The sequence below is a fragment of the Dermacoccus sp. SAI-028 genome (genome assembly GCF_004346775.1).
Taxonomy (GTDB): Bacteria; Actinomycetota; Actinomycetes; order Actinomycetales; family Dermatophilaceae; genus Dermacoccus; species Dermacoccus nishinomiyaensis.
Genome location: NZ_SMFS01000001.1, coordinates 665,882 through 682,982, shown reverse-complemented (window position 1 = coordinate 682,982; position 17,101 = coordinate 665,882). Strand labels below are relative to the sequence as shown.

16 protein-coding genes are annotated in these 17,101 nt (G+C 69.1%); 9 read left to right on the top strand and 7 right to left on the bottom strand.

Going from position 1 to position 17,101, the window contains the following annotated elements; all coding sequences use genetic code 11:
- Positions 1 to 35: 35 nt before the first annotated feature.
- The 3 genes from EDC82_RS03150 (at position 36) to EDC82_RS03140 (ending at position 2,741) form a co-directional block, all read left to right on the top strand.
- On the top strand, positions 36 to 1,322 hold the full coding sequence (locus tag EDC82_RS03150) for an isochorismate synthase MenF (RefSeq protein ID WP_062258393.1): 1,287 nt from the start codon (positions 36 to 38) through the stop codon (positions 1,320 to 1,322).
- 186 nt (positions 1,323 to 1,508) lie between these two features.
- Positions 1,509 to 1,970, top strand: a complete 462-nt coding sequence (locus EDC82_RS03145; protein ID WP_062258400.1) for a flavodoxin family protein — start codon at positions 1,509 to 1,511, stop codon at positions 1,968 to 1,970.
- 222 nt (positions 1,971 to 2,192) lie between these two features.
- On the top strand, positions 2,193 to 2,741 hold the full coding sequence (locus tag EDC82_RS03140) for a hypothetical protein (RefSeq protein WP_040014814.1): 549 nt from the start codon (positions 2,193 to 2,195) through the stop codon (positions 2,739 to 2,741).
- A gap of 22 nt (positions 2,742 to 2,763) precedes the next feature.
- Here EDC82_RS03140 and EDC82_RS14470 read toward each other — a convergent pair whose 3' ends face one another.
- From EDC82_RS14470 to menD, 3 genes are all read right to left on the bottom strand, one after another.
- Positions 2,764 to 2,937: a hypothetical protein gene (locus EDC82_RS14470; protein WP_006946187.1), complete on the bottom strand. Its 174-nt coding sequence runs from the start codon at positions 2,935 to 2,937 to the stop codon at positions 2,764 to 2,766.
- A 78-nt stretch (positions 2,938 to 3,015) separates the two neighbouring features.
- Positions 3,016 to 3,198: a hypothetical protein gene (locus EDC82_RS03135; RefSeq protein ID WP_006946300.1), complete on the bottom strand. Its 183-nt coding sequence runs from the start codon at positions 3,196 to 3,198 to the stop codon at positions 3,016 to 3,018.
- 122 nt (positions 3,199 to 3,320) lie between these two features.
- Complete coding sequence (gene menD / locus EDC82_RS03130) at positions 3,321 to 5,195, bottom strand: 2-succinyl-5-enolpyruvyl-6-hydroxy-3-cyclohexene-1-carboxylic-acid synthase (protein ID WP_235006102.1); 1,875 nt, start codon at positions 5,193 to 5,195, stop codon at positions 3,321 to 3,323.
- Positions 5,196 to 5,250: 55 nt separating this feature from the next.
- On the opposite strand from menD, the gene EDC82_RS03125 reads away from it, so the two are divergent.
- The 5 genes from EDC82_RS03125 (at position 5,251) to EDC82_RS03105 (ending at position 10,731) form a co-directional block, all read left to right on the top strand.
- Positions 5,251 to 6,246 (top strand): aldose 1-epimerase family protein, encoded by a 996-nt coding sequence (locus tag EDC82_RS03125; RefSeq protein WP_235006100.1) that lies wholly within the window; start codon positions 5,251 to 5,253, stop codon positions 6,244 to 6,246.
- A 118-nt stretch (positions 6,247 to 6,364) separates the two neighbouring features.
- Positions 6,365 to 6,742 (top strand): hypothetical protein, encoded by a 378-nt coding sequence (locus tag EDC82_RS03120; RefSeq protein ID WP_006947059.1) that lies wholly within the window; start codon positions 6,365 to 6,367, stop codon positions 6,740 to 6,742.
- A gap of 95 nt (positions 6,743 to 6,837) precedes the next feature.
- A complete protein-coding gene (locus EDC82_RS03115; RefSeq protein WP_082740667.1) occupies positions 6,838 to 7,770 on the top strand; it encodes a DDE-type integrase/transposase/recombinase in 933 nt (310 codons plus the stop codon).
- A 223-nt stretch (positions 7,771 to 7,993) separates the two neighbouring features.
- Positions 7,994 to 10,255, top strand: coding sequence for a helicase-associated domain-containing protein (locus EDC82_RS03110; protein WP_231729562.1), 2,262 nt, complete (start codon positions 7,994 to 7,996; stop codon positions 10,253 to 10,255).
- A complete protein-coding gene (locus EDC82_RS03105) occupies positions 10,252 to 10,731 on the top strand; it encodes an 8-oxo-dGTP diphosphatase (RefSeq protein ID WP_062258331.1) in 480 nt (159 codons plus the stop codon). Before EDC82_RS03110 ends, EDC82_RS03105 begins: the two co-directional genes overlap by 4 nt.
- Here the strand turns inward: EDC82_RS03105 and EDC82_RS14855 are convergent.
- The 4 genes from EDC82_RS14855 to EDC82_RS03090 all read right to left on the bottom strand — a co-directional run bounded on the left by EDC82_RS14855 (position 10,689) and on the right by EDC82_RS03090 (position 15,134).
- A complete protein-coding gene (locus EDC82_RS14855) occupies positions 10,689 to 11,123 on the bottom strand; it encodes an EamA family transporter (protein ID WP_255569622.1) in 435 nt (144 codons plus the stop codon). The two genes, EDC82_RS03105 and EDC82_RS14855, sit on opposite strands and share 43 nt — an antisense overlap.
- A 15-nt stretch (positions 11,124 to 11,138) precedes the next feature.
- Entirely contained in the window at positions 11,139 to 11,606 is a 468-nt protein-coding gene (locus EDC82_RS14850; protein WP_006946205.1) for an EamA family transporter, read from the bottom strand.
- Positions 11,607 to 11,684: 78 nt separating this feature from the next.
- Positions 11,685 to 13,670 carry a M13 family metallopeptidase gene (locus EDC82_RS03095; RefSeq protein ID WP_062258333.1) on the bottom strand — a complete coding sequence of 662 codons (1,986 nt, stop codon included), beginning with the start codon at positions 13,668 to 13,670 and terminating at the stop codon, positions 11,685 to 11,687.
- A 99-nt stretch (positions 13,671 to 13,769) separates the two neighbouring features.
- The gene (locus EDC82_RS03090; protein WP_062258335.1) at positions 13,770 to 15,134 is read right to left on the bottom strand and encodes an MFS transporter; all 1,365 of its coding nucleotides are present in this window, start codon (positions 15,132 to 15,134) and stop codon (positions 13,770 to 13,772) included.
- Between the two features lie 297 nt (positions 15,135 to 15,431).
- Here EDC82_RS03090 and EDC82_RS03085 point away from each other — a divergent pair, with 297 nt between their 5' ends.
- Complete coding sequence (locus tag EDC82_RS03085; protein ID WP_062258337.1) at positions 15,432 to 17,063, top strand: DNA repair helicase XPB; 1,632 nt, start codon at positions 15,432 to 15,434, stop codon at positions 17,061 to 17,063.
- Positions 17,064 to 17,101 lie beyond the last annotated feature (38 nt).

Below are 17,101 nucleotides of genomic sequence, written 5' to 3'. Positions count from 1 at the left end.
GAGCCGTCCGCGGCACGGGGTTAGGCTGGTGTCTCGTGAGCCTTTCCCCATCGCCCGCCGACGCCGCGCGCACGCCGCACCTGCGGGTGCGCACCCAGGAGCTCGCCGACCCGGGCGATCTCGTCTCGCTCGTTCCGGCGGGCCGCCCGGCCGAGGACGTGATGTCGTGGGTGCGCCGCGGTGAGGGTCTCGTCGCGTGGGGGCGCGCCGCGTCGATCGCGACGAGCGGTGACGAGCGATTCGCCGACGCCGAGTCGTGGTGGGATGCGCTCGTCGCGGCAGCCGACGTCGAGGACGAGGTCGCCCTGCCCGGCAGTGGACTCGTCGCGTTCGGCTCGTTCAGTTTCCGCAACTCCTCCGACGAGGGTTCGGCGCTCGTCGTGCCCGAGATGGTCGTCGGGCGCCGCGGCGGGCGAGCGTGGCTCACGACGATCAACCGCACGAGCGACCGCCTGCCCGACGTCACGCCAGCGCTGGCACCGACGGGCGTCGAGGCCCGTGACGGCGCGCTGACGCCCGCGCAGTGGCGCAGCGCCGTGAGCGACGCCATCGAGATGATCCGCACGGGGCGCATCGAGAAGGTCGTGCTCGCGCGTGACGAGATCCACGTCGCGGACGCCGACATCGACCCACGCTGGCTGCTGACGCGTCTGGCGGCGCGTTACCGCGACACGTGGGCGTTCGCCGTCGATGGTCTCGTCGGCGCGACGCCGGAGCTGCTCGTGCGCTCGGAGAAGGGGCTCGTCACCTCACGCGTCCTCGCCGGGACGATCCGTCGCGCCGGGGCCGGCGCCTCCAGCGAGGAGCAGGATCTGGCGCTCGCCGCGAGCCTCGCGCGCAGTTCGAAGGACCTCGAGGAGCACGAGTATGCCGTCCGCTCCGTCGAGGCGGCGCTGCGGCCGCACTGTTCTTCGATGAACGTGCCCGACGCGCCGTTCGTCCTCAATCTGCCGAACGTGCTGCACCTCGCCACGGACGTCTCCGGCGCGCTCGACGGGGGCGCGTCGTCGCTGACGCTCGCGGCATCGCTGCACCCGTCGGCTGCAGTGTGCGGGACGCCGACGAACGAGGCGGCGCTCGTCATCGACGAGCTCGAACACATGGACCGCGGACGCTATGCCGGGCCCGTCGGCTGGATCGACGCCGCCGGCGACGGCGAGTGGGGCATCGCGCTGCGCAGCGGCCAGATCGACATCGAGAACCCCTGCCGCATCAGGCTGTTCGCCGGGTGCGGCATCGTCGCCGGGTCCGATCCGGTGAGCGAGGTCGCCGAATCCGTCGCCAAGCTCTCACCCATGCGCGAGGCGTTGCGCGACGACTGACGCGCGAGGAGGGCAGGTTTGGCGACGTCGCTCCGGTTCTTGTGCGCGTTCGGAGCTGCGATCGCGCCATGCCGACTTTCAGCCCTCACGGTGCGAGTTGAGGGCCACAACCCTGCCATGCGGTACTTCAGCTCCGCGCGGGACGGCTGGTTCCACGCTCGGCGGCCGGGCGGTAGCGTCGATCAGATGAAGCGTCTTCTCGTCATCAGCCACGCACCGACCCTGGCCACGGTGTCCCTGCGCGATGCAGTGATCGCGGGGGCGAGCGACCCGGAGTTCTTCGACGGACTCGTCGAGGTCGTCGCGATCGAAGCGCTGGAGGCGACCGACCCGCGGGCCTACCTCGACGCCGATGCGTATGTGTTCGGCACACCGGTCAACTTCGGCTACCTCTCCGGCGCACTCAAGCACAGTTTTGACTCGACGTACGGCGCGCTGCAGGGGCACGTCCGCAGGCGCCCGTTCAGCTACTGGGTGCACGGGCGCAGCGACGCGACGGGCGCGCGCCGCGCTCTCGACGCCATCACGACGGGCCTCGAACTGCGCCTCGTCGCCGAGCCCTTCGAACGTCTCGGCGACGTGGGTGATGACGACCTCGCCGCTGCCCGCGAGTTCGGAGCCACCGTCGCGGCACACCTGTTGGACTGAGCATCCACCTCGCCGTCTGCGCTGGGCTGGTGAACTCACATGGGCTGGTGCATTCAAGCGCGTGACCATGCCGGCGCGGCGCCGGGCCACTCGGTCGTGACGCGCGACAACCGGCACCCGCCAGAGGGCAGCCCCGATCGCCCCGGAAGCGCCCGCGGTGGGCGGCGCAACACATAGGGTGAGGCGGCAGTCACCGCGCGGTGACGCGGAGAGGCCCCACCGATGTCAGCGTTCCGTCCCCGACAGGGCGAGTCCAAGCCTGCGCGCACCTGGACGGCCATCGTCGTCGCGTTGGGTACCGCCCTGGCCCTCGTCGCGGCCTTCGGCGGGCCGAAGGACGTGCGCCGCACCGATGGAGGCAACGTCGCCTTCGCGATCGGGGCCTGCGGCGCGTCCGAACCGAAAGCCTTCCCGAGCGGTGTCATCGCCAACACGGATCGGCACACGGCCCGAATCATCGCCATCACGCCGAGCGCTGGATCGTCGCGTGTCGACGTGCGCGATTTCGCCGTCATCGACGCGGGGCCTGCCGAAGGCAGCCTCGATCCCGAGACGCCCATGAGCGTCGGGTTTGCGTCACTTCCCGCCGTCGCGCACCCACACGAAATCTTGCCCGGGCATCAGGCGATCATCGAGGTTCGCGTGACCTCGAGTGGTCGCCCGTCCCACCTGACCGGCTACGACATCACAGTGGCGAACGGCCCCGCCACGCACGTGGTGCATGACGAGGCCGACGTGACCTTCACCGGGGCCTGCTCGGCCCCCGCGTGAGGCGTGATTCAGACGATGCGGTTCAGACGGCGTGGTCCGTCGGCGTTCCCGGGTCGTTGCTGACGATGGTGCGCGTGGGGTCACCTTCGTCGATCGAACCAGCCTTGTCGGTTGCGTTCTGAGCCGTCTCTCCGGTCCTGTCGGACGCGCCGCTCAGGCGCGCCTTGAGCTGCTCGATGAAGTCGGTCAGTGCCATGCTCGTCATCTCCTCGTGTCGTCGTCTCGCGCATCATGCCCGGGCGCCCGCAACCTCGCGAGCGGCCGGGCAGCGCGATCAGTTCTCCTGCAGTTTGTCACCGTCGAGGCCGGAGTGCGGGACGTTGTCCTCGTTCACCGTGTCGGCCTCGCCGCCGGCGTCGGGGGTGTCGATGTTGGAGGCGTCCTGCTCGCTCAGACGCTCACCGTCGTTGTCGCCGTCCTCGGGCATCTCGAACACTGCGTCGGTCGCAACCGTCATGTCGTCTCTCCTTCATCGTGTGGCGCGCCACCATGTGGGCTGCGGCGCCCCGGGCGGGCGCCGCCTCCTGCCACTCTTGCCGAGATGACGCGGGCGCGCACCATACCTGAGGGTGGGGCGCGTCATCGACGTTCGTAGCGCGCGTCCATCTCACCGGCGTCGGCGACGGCGTCGATGGCGGCCGCGAAAAGGTCGTGGCGCGCCTGACGCTCGAGGTGACGCTCGATGCGCACCTCGATGACGTTCAGCCCGGGCGCCGGGTCGCTGACGCGCTCGATGAGTTCGTCACGCGACCCGATGAGCGAATACCCGACACCGCGGGCCTCGCACACGAGCGCGAGGTCGGCGTTCGTCGGCGTGCCGAAGACGCGCTCGAAGTGCTCGGCGAGTTCGCTGCGCCCCTGCTCGAGCGTGCCGAAGATGCCGCCGCCGTCGTCGTTGATGACGACGATCGTCAGGTCGGGGCGCGGCTCGCCGGGGCCGATGAGCAGGCCGTTGCTGTCGTGCAGGAACGTCAGGTCGCCCATGAGTGCGAAACTCGGGCCGTCGTGCGACAGCGCGATGCCGACGGCCGTCGAGACCACTCCGTCGATGCCCGACAACCCGCGGTTCGCGACGGAGCAGACCCGACGCGCGATGCGCTGCGGGTTGCGACCGAGATCGAGGTCACGCGCCGTGTTCGACGACCCGATGAGCAGCGCCGACCCGGCCGGCACGTGCTGCACGAGCGTCGACGTCGCGGCCAGGCCGGACGGCCACGACCGCGCGACGAGCGGCCCGATGCGCTGCGCGAGACGCTGCCCTGCGATGCGCCAACTGCTCGACCACCGACGGTCCGCGCACGCCGCGACGAGTTCGTGCGAGCGCGCGATGGCGGCCCACTCGTGCACCCGCTGCACGACGTGCGACGGGTCGGCCCACGACGTCGAGGCCGTGATGACCTCGACGGTCACCTCGGGGTGACGCAGCAGCTTCGCGACGTCGCGCGAGAGCGTCATGCGTCCGGCGACGAGAACACGCTCGGGCAGGTGCTCGTCGAGCCAGTCGTGGGCGGCGAGGATGAGCGAACCGTGCGGCATGGCGCGCCCGCGGTGGTAATCGCCGAACGGCTCGGCGATGACGGGCCAGCCCGCCGCGTCGGCGAGTTCGGCGACCTCGGCGGCCAGCTTCGGATCGGGCAGATCACCGAGCAGGACGAGCGTACGCGGCACCGGTGCGATGCCCGGGCCGGGCGCGACGGTGACCGTCGATGCCGGAGCACGCAACTGCATCCAGGGGCGCCCGCGATCCCGCCCCTCGAGGCTTTCGGGCCACACGGGTGACGTCGTTGAGGGGGCGTCATCAGCCCGGCCGTCCTCATCGGACGTCGCGCTCGTATCCCTCGCCACGATCGCCGCCGCGCCCGCAACGGCTCCGGCCATCGCGAGGTCGGCGACGTCGGGCGTCAGCGGCTCGCGGAACGGCAGGTTGAGGTGGACCGGCCCGACGTCGCCCGTCGGGACGCCCGTCGCGTGGGCGAACGCGCGACCGACGACCGAGCGCCACACCGTGTTCTGCCCAGCGCGCTCGCTCGGCGTCGCGAACTCGTGGAACCACCGCGTCGCGGAGCCGAAGATCTTGACCTGATCGGTCGTCTGGTTGGCGCCCGTGTCGCGTAGTTCTGCGGGGCGGTCGGCGCTCATGATGATGAGCGGCACCTGCGCGTGATGTGCTTCGAGGACGGCAGGGTGAAGGTTTGCGACGGCCGTGCCGCTCGTCGTGATGACGGGCACCGGGTTGCGCGAGATCTTCGCGAGACCGAGGGCGAGGAACCCGGCCGAACGTTCATCGACGCGCACGTGCAGACGTAGCCGTCCAGCCTTGTCGGCCGCGGCCACCGCGTACGCGAGCGGCGCCGAACGCGAACCGGGCGAGAGCACCACGTCCTTGACGCCGAGCCGCACGAGTTCGTCGATGATCACGCTTGCCATGGCAGTCGAAGGATTCACGCTCACCATCTTGGCGCATGGCGCCGACAACCCCAACGACGCGCCCGTTCCCTACGCTGTGGGCGTGACGAACGACGAGCAGCCCACCCTTCCCAGCGGCACGCAGTGGCACATCAGGGCGTCCGGGTACGAGGCGACGATCGTCGAGGTCGGCGGCGGGTTGCGGACGCTGCGCCACGACGGCGAGGACATCGTCCATGGATACGCCGAGGACACCATGGCCGACGCGGCCCGCGGGCACGTCCTCGCGCCGTGGCCGAACCGCATCGCAGGCGGGCGCTACGCGTTCGACGGCGACACGTACCTGCTGCCGCTGACCGAACCGGAGCACGCCAACGCCGCCCACGGGCTGGTGCGCTGGCAACCGTGGCAGCTCGTGGAGCACGCGACGCATCGCGTCACCGTCGGCGTCACGCTGCACCCGCAGCCGGGATGGGCGTGGACGGTGCGATTCGAGATGACGTACGTGCTCGGCCCCGACGGCCTGACGATCACGCCGCGCGCCACGAACCTCTCCAACACGCCATGCCCGTTCGGGTTCGGCATGCACCCCTATCTGACGGCAGGTGAGAGCTCACTCGACGACGTGACGCTGACCGCCCCTCTAGACGAAGCCCTTACCGTCGACGAGCGGCTCATCCCGGTGGGGCGTGGACCAGCCTCGATCGACTTCACCGAAAGCGCATCATTGCGCGGCGTCACCCTCGATACGTGCTTCACCGGTATCGGAGCCCGCCCGGGCAGCGGAATGCCCTCGCGGCCTGCAGACGCGGCGCCACGGGCTGACGGAGCCGCGTCGTCGAGCAACGACGCCGCACGCTGGGAGGTCAGCGTCAGCACGTCGTCGCGGGTGACGACGTTGTGGGCCGATGCGCGCGAGTTCGGCTACGTGCAGCTGTTCACGGGCGACGGGTTGCCGGAGCCGAAGAACCGACGCTCGGGCTTGGCCGTGGAGCCGATGACGTGCCCCGCCAATGCGTTCAACACGGGCGAGGGCCTCATGGTGCTGCACCCCGGCCGAACATGGACAGCCTCCTTCGGCATCTCCTCACGCCACTGATCCTCACGACCCCGACCCTCAAAACGCTGGCCCCACCCGTCCCCATCCGCGATCCACATCGGCGATTCCTGTCCACCCCTGACTGTCAGCCTGGGTGTGAGTCACTCAGGAGGTGGGTATGCGCAGATGGACTGCGGAAGAGAAGACCGCGTTGGTGCAGCAGTATGTGGCGTTGCCGCATGGCACGAAAGCGGCGTGGTTGCTCGAGCAGGGTGTGTCGCGTCATCAGATCATGACGTGGCGCAAAGCGTTCTACTTCGGAGACCTCGAACGAGACCTCGTGCCCCGCGATACTTCACACATGACAGTTGCTGACGGCGCGCGTTTGGCGCGCGTGGAACAAGAACTCGCCGCCGAACGCGCAGCCCGCGCGCGGGAGGCGCAGACGCATGCTGAGCAGGTTGCGCGGCTGGAGGCATCGAACGAGGCGCTGGGAAAAGCTATCGGGCTCTTGCACGAGTTGAACGCGCCGCAGGAGCCCACGCCCGAGTCCTGAACGAGGCCGATGCCGCCCGCCATGCGGCGTTCCTCGAAGCGGAGAACACCCTGGTCGCCGAGCATGTCGCGGCCGGCTATTCCCAGCGTGAAGCGTTGAAGATCATCGGTGTGGCGACCTCGACGTGGCACTACCGTCACCATCCACGCGCTCGCGTCGCGGACCCGATCGCGCACACCGAGCGGTATCAGCCGTGCGCGCTCAGCTCTGAGGAGCGCGCCCAGATCGTGTCCGCGATCCGTGACGGTTGGCACGAGCAGCGCAGCGTGGAGCAGTCGTTCTACGACGCGTTCGATGCGGGGCGGCCGGTGGCGTCTTTGTCGACGTGGATGCGGTGCGCGCGTGGCTTGCACGGGCCACGGCCGGTGCGTCGACGCCGTACGCGGCGCACGGTCGCGATGCCGCAGTGGGAGGCGTCCGCACCGAACGAGGTGTGGTGCTGGGACATCACGAAACTTCCCGGGCCATACACGGGGGTCTGGTATCAGCAGTACACGATCATCGACGCGTTCAGCCGCACGATCATCGCCAGCAGCGTCGAGACAGATGAGTCCGACGAACTCGCGGTCGCGTTGTTCCAGGCCGCGACAGAACGTGAGGGTGTTCACCCGCGGATCGTGCATTCCGATGGTGGGCCGGCGATGAAGTCGGTACTGCTGGCCGACTTCTACCGTCATGCTGGGATCAGCGCGAGCCGGAATCGTCCGCGCGTGTCGAACGACAACCCGCACATCGAGTCCTACTTCAAGACCGAGAAGTACCGTCCCGACTACCCGAGCCAGTTCACCAGTGTTGAACACGCGCGCGAGTGGGCCGAGCACGTCGTGCACGATTACAACACGCGTCATCACCACAGCTCACTGGCCGGGTTCACGCCCGAACAGGTCCACACCGGCACCTGGGTCGATGTCCACACCGAACGCCAAGCCGTCCTGGATGCGCAGTACGCCGCGAACCCCGAACGCTACCGAGGCCGGCGCCCCATCGCCGCCACAACACCCGAAATCACCCAACTCAACCCCACGTGACTCCAATCAGGTTGACAGCTTCCGCACCTTCGCGATCCACGTCCACATCCGCGATTCCTGTCCGCATGTGCGAATTTCGCTCATATTCAGCAGGCCGTCATACCGCGCACTCGAGCCCCCGCCCACCCAGCCGACGTCCATGGTGCGCTCTGCCGTCTCGCCACAGACGTCTTCACCGGATGTCGAGGTGCCCCCGGCCGCGCCGCCGACTACCGTGGTGCGGGTGCCCAGAGCCGCGCGCAGTTTTGCCGATGATCTGAGGGCCCGCAGCGACGACGAGCTCGCGGCCCTCCTGCTCGCGCGCCCCGACCTCACGCGACCGGCGCCGGCGGACATCACTTCCCTCGCGGCTCGCGCCGCGACGCGCGCCAGCGTCCAGCGTGCGCTCGAACATCTCGACGGCGGCGCGCTGCGCCTCGTCGAAGCCCTCCTCGTCGTCGGTGCTGACGGCGCCGCGGCCGCGCTCGGCGCGTCGAAGAAGGCCGTCGAACAGGGGATCCGGGAGCTCTGGGCGAAGGCGCTCGTCTGGCGCGCTTCCGACGGCTGGCGAACGGCTCGCGCGGTCGGTGAGATCCTCACGCACCCAGCAGGATTGGGACGTTCGACCGCCGAGCTGGTGACGCATCCGAGCACCCTCGCGCTCTCGCCCACGACCACCCCCGACGAGGTCGCCGACGCCGAAGCACGTCTCACCGATCGCGCGCGCGCCGTCATCGAGCAACTGCGCTGGGGTAGCGCCCGCGCCTCGTTCACGACGCCCGCCCTGCGCGCCGTCCGTGACGAACTCGTCCGCGCCGGGCTCATGGTCGCCCTCGACGGTGACGACGCCGTCATCCCGCGCGAGGTGGGCCTCGCCCTGCGCGGCGGCCGGCTGTCGCGCGAACCGTGGGCGCCGCCACAACCCGAGCCACGTCACGTCGACCAGGCCGACGCCGACACGGCTGCCGCCGGGGAGGTGCTCGATCTGCTGTGGCGACTCGACGACGTCGCCGCCGCCTGGGATGAGGAGGCGCCGCGTGTCCTGCGCACCGGTGGTCTGTCCGTCCGCGATCACCGTCGTCTCGCCGCGAGGCTCGATGCGTCGAGCGAACTGACCGCCTTCGTCCTCGAGATCGGCCACGCCGCAGGCCTGTTCGCCTCCGACGGAGAGATCGACGCGACGTGGCGACCGACCGATCTGTACGACGAATGGACGACCTGGAGCCCGGCGCGACGCTGGACGGCCCTCGCTCTGGCGTGGCGTGACACCGTCCGCGCCCCCGGCCTCGCGGGTCAGAGCGTCGACGGGACGCTCGTCAACGTCCTCGGCAAGGACGCCGCGTGGCCGCTCATGCGGGCCCGCCGCCGGGACGTGCTCGACGTCCTCGCCGCCCTCCCGGCGGGCAGCGCCCCCACGATCGACGGCGTCGAAGCGCTGCTGCGTTGGCGCCGACCGCTCCGCCTGCCTGCCGGGGCGCCCACCCACACTGATGTCGTCCTGCGCGAAGCGGCATGGCTCGGCGTCCTCGGCCGGGGCGCGCTCACCAGCGCCGGGCGTGCGCTGCTCGCGGCCGACCCGTCGTCCGCCGCGGATGTCGAGGCCGTGACGACCGCCATGTCGACCGCGCTCCCGGAGCCGGTCGATCAGGTCATGCTCCAGGGCGACCTCACCGCCATCGCGCCCGGCCCGCTGGCGGAAGAGGCCGCCACGTTCATGCGTCGCGCCGCCGACGTCGAATCCCGCGGTGGTGCAACGGTTTTCCGCTTCAGCGACGCGAGTCTGCGTCGCCTGCTCGACCACGGGGTCTCCTCGGCGGAGGCGCTCGAGTTGCTGCGTCGCCACAGCATGACGCCGATCCCGCAGGCTCTCGAATACCTGCTCGGCGACGTCGCGCGCCGCCACGGCCACGTGCGCGTCGGGTCGGTCAGTTCGTACGTGCGCAGCGATGACGAGGCCGCCCTCGACGCGCTCGTCGCCGACACGGGCCTCGCGTCGCTGCAGCTGCGCCGCATCGCACCCACCGTCTGCGTCTCCCCGATGCCTGCGGCGACGCTGCTCGACGTCCTGCGCGAGCATCGTCACGCGCCTGTCGCCGAGACCTCCGATGGCGGGGTCGTCGTGCGCGCCGCCACCGTCGAGCGCGCCCCGACGCCGTCGCGCCGCACCACCCCCGTCCAGGTGCACACGCTCGACGCCGGTGAGGCCGAGCAGCTGGCCGGCCGTCTACGGGCCGCCGAGAAGGACGCCGTCCGTCCGAGCGAGCACGACGCGCACAAGCGCATTCCGTCCTGTGATCCGACGGTGACGTTGGCGCTGCTGCAGGACGCGGCCGCCGAGAGCGTTCCCGTGTGGATCGGCTACGTGGAGGCCGGCGGCGACATCAAGCGCGGCTTGTTCCGCCCCGCGAGCGTGACAGGCGGGCGCGTCACGGGCCAGCTGGGCGACGCCTCGCCAGTGACGCGGACGTTCTCGATCCACCGCATCACGGGCGTGGCGTCGGCGTGACGTCCGCGACGCCCCTCGAGACCTGCCTCGTCCTTGTCACCCGTACGAGCGACGGGGCGGACGAGGTGCTGCTCGGGCGAAAGCTGCGCGGCTTCGGTCGTAGCCGCGTCGTCGCCCCCGGCGGAAAGATCGACGCCGGTGAGAGCGCGCAGGAGGCGGCCGCCCGCGAGCTCGAGGAGGAGACGGGTCTGCGCGCGCAGACACTCGCGCCAGCCGGCGTCCTCGACTTTCGCTTTTCCCACGACGACCTGACCCAAGACATGCGGGCGCATGTGTTCATTGCGTCCGATGCCCTCGGCGCGGTGCAGGATTCAGACGAGATCGCCGGCCGGTGGGTGCGTCAGGACGAGATTCCGTACGTCGAGATGTGGCCGGATGCGCGCCACTGGATGCCCCGCGCGCTCGCGGACACCCTGCAGCACGCCCTGTTCGTCTACGGCGCGGACGGCGTCACGCTCGAGCGCTTCGAGCTCTGACGGCGGGCGCCCAGCCGCGTCAGCGCGCGCGGGCCGAGCACGATGACGGCCACGTCAACGAGCAGGAGCGCGCCGCCGACGAACGCGGCAGCGTTGGTGCGTTCGCCGAGGAAGACCCAGCCGGCGAGGAAGCCGACGACGGGGACGAGCAGCGTGAACGGGGCGACGTTCGATGCCGGATAGATGCCCATGAGCCCGTTCCAGATCGTGTAGCCAACGAGGCTCGCAAGGATGACGGTGTACGCCGTCGACGCGATCGCCGCGCCGCCGAAGTGCGTGAGCGCGTCACCGACAGCGCCCGGGCCGTCGCTGAGCAGCGACAACACCAGCATAGGCAGCGGGACGAACAGGCTGCCCCACACCGTCAAACCGAGGCCTGACGCTCCGCGCAGCGTCGCGAGGCGACGTTACCGGCACCCCAGCTCAGCGCTCCCGCGAGACACAGCAGGACGCCGACGAGCGGTGTCGCCCCCGAGCGTCCGAGGGCCACGACGACGAGCCCACCCACGGCGATGCCCATGCCCATGAGTGGGATGGGTCGCCGCCGCTCCCCCCAGGACGGCCGCGGCGATGACGACGGTGAACAGCGCCTGAGCCTGCAGGATCAGCGAGGCCAGCCCGGAGGCCAGACCCGCTGCCATCGCCGAGTACAGAAACCCGAACTGCCCGGCCGACATGAGCAGCCCGACGAGTGCGAGGTCGCGCCACGCGACCTGCGGGCGCGGCACGAACGCCATGATCGGCAGGATGCACGCGAACCGGATCGCCACGAACAGCAGCGGCGGCATGCCGGCCAGCCCCTCGTGGATGACGACGAAGTTGAGCCCCCAGATGAGAACGACGAGCAGCGCGAGCGCGATGTGGCGTGGGGTCATGAGCCCCATCCCACCGCACCGCGCCCGCCGCCGGAAGAACGATCCGTCTGGTGGCCGTTCAGGGCCTCGGAAGGTGCCTCAGAAGATGCGCACGCGCTCGTCCTCGTCGACCCACATGCCGTCGCCGGCCCTGACGTCGAACGCCTCGACGAACTCGGTGAGGTTGCGGGCTGCGTTGGCGCGCACGTCCATCGGCGAGTGCGGGTCGGTGGCGAGCAGACGCTTCGCCTCGGCCTCGCGAGCGGTGCCGCTCCACACCTGAGCCCAGCCGAGGAAGAAGCGCTGCGCGCCCGTGAAACCGTCGAGCTCCGGTGCCGGAGCGTCCTCGCAGGCGATCGTGTACGCCTTGTACCCGATCGTCAGTCCGCCGAGGTCGCCGATGTTCTCACCGACCGTCAGGCCACCGTTCACCTTGAGGCCGGGGGCGTCGCGCGTCTCGAGCTCGGAGAACTGCGCGATGAGCTTGGCCGACAGGGCGTCGAAGCGCTCGCGGTCGCCTTCGGTCCACCAGTCGACGAGTTCACCGTCTCCGTTGAAGCGCGAGCCCTGGTCGTCGAAGCCGTGGCCGAGTTCGTGTCCGATGACGGCGCCGATGCCGCCGTAGTTGACGGCGTCGTCCGCGTCGACGTCGAAGAACGGCGGCTGCAGGATGGCGGCCGGGAAGACGATCTCGTTCATCATCGGGTGGTAGTAGGCGTTGACCGTCTGCGGGCTCATGAGCCACTCGTTGCGGTCGATGGGCTGCCCGATCTTGGCCAGCTGGTAGTCGGTCTCGAATGACGCGGAACGCTTGATGTTGCCGACGAGGTCGTCGGCGACGATCTGCAGGTCGGAGTAGTCGCGCCACTCGTCGGGGTATCCGATCTTGGGCGTGAACGCGTCGAGCTTCTCGAGCGCCTTGACCTGCGTCTCGGGGCTCATCCACGTCGATTCGCGGAAACTGCGACGGAACGCCTCGACGAGGTTGCCGACGAGTTCCTGCATCCGCCCCTTCGCCTCCGGCGGGAAGTGACGCTCGACGTACAGCTTGCCGGCCTCCTCGCCGAGGACGCCCTCGACGAGGCCGACGCCGCGCTTCCAGCGCTCACGCAGCTGCGGCGTGCCCGACAGGGTGCGGCCGGCGAAGTCGAAGCGCTCCTCGACCACGGCGTCGCCGAGGTAGTTCGCGAAGGAGGTGACGAGGTGCCACGTCATCCATGCCTTCCAATCCTCGAGCGGACGGGTGGCGAACAGTTCCGCGAGCCCCTCGAGGTAGCTCGGCTCCCCGACGACGACGTTCGCGAACGCGCCGTCCGGCACGACCTGGCCCTCCATCCACGCGTCGAGATCGAACGCGCCGAGCACGTCGCGCAGCTCGTCGAGCGTGTAGCGGTTGTAGGTCTTGATGGCGTCGCGCGTCGAGACGTTGTCCCAGTGGTGCTTCGCGAGGTCGACCTCGAGGGCGTAAGCGCGGTCGGCGACGGCCTCCGGCGTGGAGACACCCGCGAGTTCGAGCAGCCGCACCATGTGCTCCTGGTAGGCGGCGCGGATCTCGGCGTACTGCGCCTCGCGGTAGTAGGCCTCGTCGGGCAGCCCGAGGCCGCTCTGGCCGATGTAGACGATGTACTCGTCGCTGTTCTTCGCGTCGGCGCTGACGTAGAAACCGAACAGACCGCCCATGCCGTAGCGCTCGAGGTGGCCGAGGAGCATGAGCAGATCGTGCTCGCTCGTCAGCCCGTCGATGGCGGCGAGATCCTCCGCGATCGGCGAGACGCCGAGACGGTTGATGCGCTCGGTGTCCATGAACGAGCGGTACAGGTCGCCGACCTTCTGCGTGGCCGGGCCGAAGCCCTCGGCCGGGTTGCCGTTCTCGGCGTCCTCCGCCTTCTGCGCTGCCTCCTCGATGATGACGCGCATCGCCGCCTCGCTCTTCTCACGAAGGCGGTCGAACGCGCCGTAGCGCGACTTGTCGTCGGGGATGGGGTGCTCGCGAACCCACGTGTTGTTGACGTAGGCGAACAGGTCGTCCTGGGGGCGGACGGACGCGTCGAACGTGTCGACGTCGAGGCCGGACTTGCGGGTCATGCGAACACCTCAGATTTCGTGGAGGTCGAGGACTTCTCAGCTGATGTCCATCCAAACACCTCGCACCGACAACCGTCATCCGCAGCTCACCGCGCGAGCTCAGACAGCATCGTTGAGACCCACCCCGGGCACCGCCGACGGGTCGTCGCGAACTGACTTGGGGTTCGTCTCCGGCAGCAGCCAGGCCCCGACGGCCGTCAGGACGCTGAGCACCACCATGTAGGCGGCGATCCCGTGCGTGCTGCCCGTTCTGTCGATGACGGAGGCCATGATCATCGGGGTCGGGCCGGCCAGTGCGATGGCGGCCAACTGATACGCCAGCGACATGCCCGAGTACCGCATCGACGGGTGAAAGATCTCTGCAAGATAGGCAGCGAGCGGGCCGTAGATCGTCGACTGGAAGAAGCTCGTGAGAAAAGCCCCGATGGCGAACATCGCGATGCTCTTCGTCCCGAGCAGAGCGAAGTAGGGAAAGATGACGACTGCGAGGCCGATGGCTGACCAGAACACGACGGGTTTCCGTCCGATCCGGTCCGAGAGTGCGCCCGACCACAAGATCATGGGGATGTTGAGCGCCGAGAGCACAAGAGTGACGAGCAGGAGACTCTCTCGTTTCATCCCGAGCTCGCTCGAGGCGTAGCTCAGGGAACCGACGATGCCGACGTAGAACATCGAATTCGTCGCCCCCATCGTGAGGCAACCGAGCAGAATGCGTTTCCACGCCTTGCGGACCACGTCGAGCGCGGGCGCCTGAGCAGGGGCGTCGTTCATCCGCTCGGCGGAACGCGCCTGCAGCTCCTTGAACTCCGGCGAGTCCTCGACCTTGTTGTGGATGTACAACCCGAGGGGGAACAGGACGACGCTCAGCAGGAACGGGATGCGCCAACCCCACGAGACGAAGTCAGCCTTGGAGACGCTCTGCGACACGACGAGAAAGATGAGGTTGCCGAGCAACACGCCGATCGGGACGCCCATCTGACCGAAGGTGCCGGCGAAGCCGCGGCGTTTCGGCCCCTCGGATTCCGTCAGGAGCAGGATGATGCCGCCCCATTGACCACCGGCCGCAAGGCCCTGGACGAACCTGAGGGTCACGAGGACGACGGGCGCGAGGACGCCGATCGTCGCGGCAGAGGGCAGGAGGCCGATGAGGAACGTCGCCCCTCCCATGGCCAGGACGCAGATCACGACGACGCGCTTGCGCCCGTACTTGTCGCCGTAGTGGCCGGCGAGCACGCCACCTAGTGGGCGGGCAAGAAAGGCCGCCCAGAACGTCCCGAACGACAGGAGGGTTCCGGTCAAGGCGGAGCTGTCGGGAAAGAACACATGAGGGAACACCAGCGCTGCTGCGGTCCCGAAGATGAAGAAGTCGTACCACTCGATCGAACTGCTCAGCAGGCTGGCGGCGAGCAGCCGCTTGCGGCGCTTCGGATCGATGGCGACGTCAGGTGCGGATACAGCAGTCACGGGGGGCCTCCTGCTCGACGGGAGATGACATTTTCATGTGATCTGAAGCACACCCTAGAGCCCCACTCGTCACTTGTTGAGCAATGCTCAATAACGCATCGGTAACGGAGATCGCGTCACGGCCCACTCGATGACGGGCGGCGCCGATGTTGTGTCATGAACGCGCGCTATCTCACGCGTTCATGACACAACATCGGCCGTCTCGGTGCTCACCCCGGTCGGAATGCCCCGTCGCTGGCGCCCGTTACCCTGAACGCGGCACCTGTCGATGCCGCAGACCCCACCGAGAGGCAACGCGTGAACAACGGCGCACTCATCGTGCAGAGCGATCGGACGATCCTGCTCGAGGTCGATCACGAGGACGCCGAGGCGGCGCGTCGCGCCATCGCTCCGTTCGCCGAGCTCGAACGCGCCCCCGAGCACGTTCACACGTATCGCGTCACGCCGCTCGGCCTGTGGAACGCCCGCGCTGCAGGCCTCGACGCCGAGACGGTCGTCGACGCCCTCATCACGCACAGCCGTTTCCCCGTGCCGCAACCGCTGCTGCTCGACGTCGCCGAGACGATGGATCGTTACGGCCGTCTCGTCCTCGAGAAGGACGGCGACCAGCTCGTCCTGCACTCCACCGACAAGCCCGTGCTCGAAGAGGTGCTGCGGCACAAGAAGATCAAGCCACTCGTCGGCGAGCGCCTCGACGACTTCACCGTCGCCGTCCACCCAAGTGAGCGTGGCGCGATCAAGCAGGAGCTCATCAAGGTCGGCTGGCCGGCCGAGGACCGTGCGGGTTTCGTCGACGGTGAGGCCCACCCCATCGACCTCGACACCGACGGCTGGGAGCTGCGCCCCTACCAGCGTCAGGCCGTCGACGGGTTCTGGGACGGCGGCAGCGGCGTCGTCGTCCTGCCCTGTGGCGCCGGCAAGACGCTCGTCGGCGCCGGTGCCATGGCGAAGGCCAAGGCGACGACCCTCATCCTCGTGACGAACACGGTCTCGGCCCGTCAGTGGCGCGATGAGCTGCTCAAGCGCACGACGCTGACGGAGGACGAGATCGGCGAGTACTCCGGTGCGCGCAAGGAAATCCGCCCCGTCACGATCGCGACGTACCAGGTGCTCACGCTCAAGCGAAAGGGCGTCTACCCGCACCTCGAGCTGCTCGACGCGCGCGACTGGGGCCTCGTCGTCTACGACGAGGTGCATCTGCTCCCGGCGCCCATCTTCCGCATGACGGCCGACCTGCAGGCCCGTCGACGTCTCGGCCTGACGGCGACGCTCGTGCGTGAGGACAACCGCGAGGACGACGTGTTCTCCCTCATCGGCCCGAAGCGCTACGACGCACCCTGGAAGGACATCGAGAGCCAGGGTTACATCGCGCCCGCCGATTGCGTCGAGGTGCGCGTCGGGCTCTCCGACTCCGACCGCATGGCCTATGCGACGAGCGAACCCGACGAGCGCTACCGCTTCGCCTCGTGCGCGACGGTCAAGGATCCGGTCGTCGAACGCATCGTCGCCAAGCATGACGGCGAACCGACCCTCGTCATCGGCCAGTATCTCGACCAGCTCGAGACCGTCGCGGGACGCCTGAACGCCGACCTCATCACCGGTGAGACGTCGGTTGCGGTGCGGCAGAAGCTGTTCCAGCAGTTCCGTGACGGCGAGATCACCAAGCTCGTCGTGTCGAAGGTCGCGAACTTCTCGATCGACCTGCCGGAGGCGAGCGTCGCCGTCCAGATCTCCGGAACCTTCGGCTCGCGTCAGGAGGAGGCCCAGCGCCTCGGTCGCGTCCTGCGCCCGAAGGCCGACGGACGCACCGCGCACTTCTACTCGATCGTCACGCGCGACACCGTCGACGCCGACTTCGCCGCGCACCGTCAGCGCTTCCTCGCCGAGCAGGGCTACGCCTACCGCATCGTCGACGAGAGCGACATCTGAGCCCTTCCCCGCACAGCTTGGTTCAGCAGACCAACCAC